This is a genomic window from Asaia sp. W19 (assembly GCF_003994335.1).
Classification (GTDB): domain Bacteria; phylum Pseudomonadota; class Alphaproteobacteria; order Acetobacterales; family Acetobacteraceae; genus Asaia.
The window spans coordinates 1-2,858 of sequence record NZ_PNQZ01000021.1; the positions used below are offsets into that span (position 1 = coordinate 1).

Below are 2,858 nucleotides of genomic sequence, written 5' to 3' on the forward strand. Positions count from 1 at the left end.
GATGCTGACTGGTTTCGGGATGCGTTGGAGGGAAAAGGGATCAAACCCTGCATTCCAGGACGAAAATCCCGCGGGAAACCCGTCAAATATGACAAACGAAAATACAAAAGACGCAACCGCATCGAGATCATGTTCGGCCGTCTCAAGGACTGGCGGCGGGTCGCAACCCGCTACGACAGATGCCCGACCGTCTTCTTCTTAGCCATATGCCTCGCCGCAACCGTCATGTTCTGGCTATGAGTCCTGAGCCTAGGCACCACCTAGGCGAACGGGCGTGATCGCGTAATCAGATCTAACGAGCCTGACGTCCTTGATGAGACCGTCGGATCCTCCCTTCGGGATAATCCATATCTACCGGCTGATTATGGTAGTCTCTCGTCCCAACTATGCACCGACATCGCGAAATCAGGTGTGGATAATAAACATTTATAACGTTCTCTTAACGAAAGAGGCGGACGCTGCAGTTCTGCGGTAACAAGTATTCTTAGGGGTGATGCCTCATGCAAGAGGGTGAGAACTGGAAGAAGATTGTTTTCTATATCTCGGTTTTATCCAAATTATCTCTAGCGACTGGAGGATTGATATTATTTTCATACTGCATGTTCGAACGGATACTTCCAGACGTTGTCCACACAGTAACTATATCTGAACTACTCATGTATGGACTATTCAACATATTATTGCTGACGTTTTTCACAATATTCGGGGCATTCCTATCCTATCCCGTATTTCATTTCCTTCTATGGTTTTCTGCAAAGAGAAGAGCGCGCGCTGCGCCTGAACAGAAAATGAGATATTACGTAAAAGACACAAATAACGTTTTCGCCAACACAAAGGGCGAGAAATCGTTTATACTTCGCCTAGCCATCAGTATATGCGTCATATCTATGTTGTCTTACTTGCTATTCTTTCGCAAGATAGACAATAATTATCACATTCTTTTAATGTCATCATATGTATTTGTAACTGGATTTCTGTTCGTTGTTTTTACCAACGCTTGTTTTGATAGTGAAAGCAAGGAATTCAAATCTCGATCTTTCCTGTTTATACCATTACTACCTCTAGCAATACTGCCGGTGTTAATGTTTGTGAATTCAGCGTATCTGACCATGATCGGGCTCAGACCACGCCCGGACACTAAATTTTTCCTCAACGAAGAAGCTGCCCATATTGTGCGTCTTACCTATCACGCAGTAGATACTGCCGACGACGAATGCACAATCGAAGTCGACGGGCAAAAGGAATCGTATTTCCCTAAGCTGCACGCCATACTTTACGGGATAGGCGATTTTACTTTTTTCGAAACAGATGCATCAAACCTTCCTGGTTCGATGACTATTCGTCTGCCTACGAAGGATCTTTACTCAATAAACGGACTAAGGTCGGTGTCATGTCGAAAATAGACCGCCCGGCCGGGCAGATATCCTCGCGGATACTGGGGGCGGTTCCTATACCAGGTCGCGTTGACAAAAGATCTGATCCAATGTCTGTAGACATATCGCAAGGCCTTCACAGCGAATACGCCTTCTATAGACGTCCCTCAGCGAGGCTTTGAATATCGGCGTAAATCTCGTTCCACTCTTCGGTATCCATGTCGAATAGCCCGAGAAACTTCATATAGAACATACCCTCGCTTGCGATGAAGGCGAGACGCGCCTTCTTATTGTCCTGCGTATTTGCGGCAAGCGTCTCATATCTCTGCCGGTACCATTGGCGCGCTCTACCGTTGGACTGTTCCTGTGCGAGAAGACCGGCGAGAACACTGCATATCTTGCTATCTGGCTCCGAAAGCAGATTCCTGGCTGTCTCGACATGCGCCCTTATCTTGTCACTCTCCGTGCCATTTTCGCCAGCCATACTAGCGAAGGCGGTCTCTTCACGGGAAAACCATCTGTCGACGAGCGCCTCCGTCAATTCTTCTTTCGAACCAAAGCAGGATTGCACGCCCCCCTTGGTGATTCCTGCCTCTTTCGCGACGGCTCCTATCGAGAAGGCGCCAATGCCTGCTGTCACGATGACCCGCTCAGCCGCCTCAAGGACCTCGTTCCTGTCTATGGTTTTCGGGCGTCCCACGATTGCTCCTTGCAATTAAAATACGATCGTATTAGAACTCTCTCAACAATCTCCTGATCCTTCCCGGCCCGCGAGCTCAGTGCCGGTATCGAGCCAAGAGGAAATCCACGTTTCATCATTCGATCGAATCGAATGATGAAACGTGGAGAGAAGAAACGCGAATAAAAATCAGGTCATCCCCAACAAGCATTTTCGTGATGGAGTAAGCCATGCCCTATCTGAATGTCACTCCCGGCGTCCCTGCACCTTATAAGGACGGGGGCGGCATGTACATGCTGAATGGCGGTACAATTACTGTTGACACAGATCAGGGCCTTCTTGGTCTTCGTGATACGACCTCAACAAATTATGGCCATGTGGCCTCCGTGGCAGGGAATATTTATGTCCATTTCGACGAGCGCGCATTCTACGCCAATCCTGTAAACAAGATATTCAAGCTCGAAATAGAAAATACGAAACCAGTCGATAACGTCACAATCAATTATCTGCTCTCCGGAACGGAGAAATCCGTAACTGCCCAGTGGAACGGAACAAAGACGATCATTACCTTTGTTCTGAGTGATGGACGTGGTCATTCAGTCACATTGACTATCGGCACCCGCTTCAACTCACTGGGCCTCCCAGTTGGCAAGACAGTCTCTTTCCCGACTGACAACAATAGCGGCACAATTAAAATTGTCTGCTATGCTCGGGGGACCCGGATAGAAACACCGACCGGTGAGCGCCTCATCGAAGATCTCCGCATTGGAGACGAGGTCATTACATTTAAAGGTCAAGGCAGAACG

General features: G+C 48.1%; 3 protein-coding genes. 2 read left to right on the forward strand and 1 reads right to left on the reverse strand.

Annotated features, from left to right (window positions below):
* Window positions 1-240, forward strand: a 240-nt coding sequence (locus C0V97_RS05835) for a transposase (RefSeq protein WP_148114919.1), incomplete at its 5' end; no start/stop codon positions are given.
* A gap of 1,287 nt (window positions 241-1,527) precedes the next feature.
* Here the strand turns inward: C0V97_RS05835 and C0V97_RS05840 are convergent.
* A complete protein-coding gene (locus C0V97_RS05840) occupies window positions 1,528-2,073 on the reverse strand; it encodes a TetR/AcrR family transcriptional regulator (protein WP_158625352.1) in 546 nt (181 codons plus the stop codon).
* A gap of 209 nt (window positions 2,074-2,282) precedes the next feature.
* On the opposite strand from C0V97_RS05840, the gene C0V97_RS05845 reads away from it, so the two are divergent.
* Window positions 2,283-2,858: Hint domain-containing protein (locus tag C0V97_RS05845; protein ID WP_199751663.1), on the forward strand; the 576-nt coding region annotated here is incomplete at its 3' end.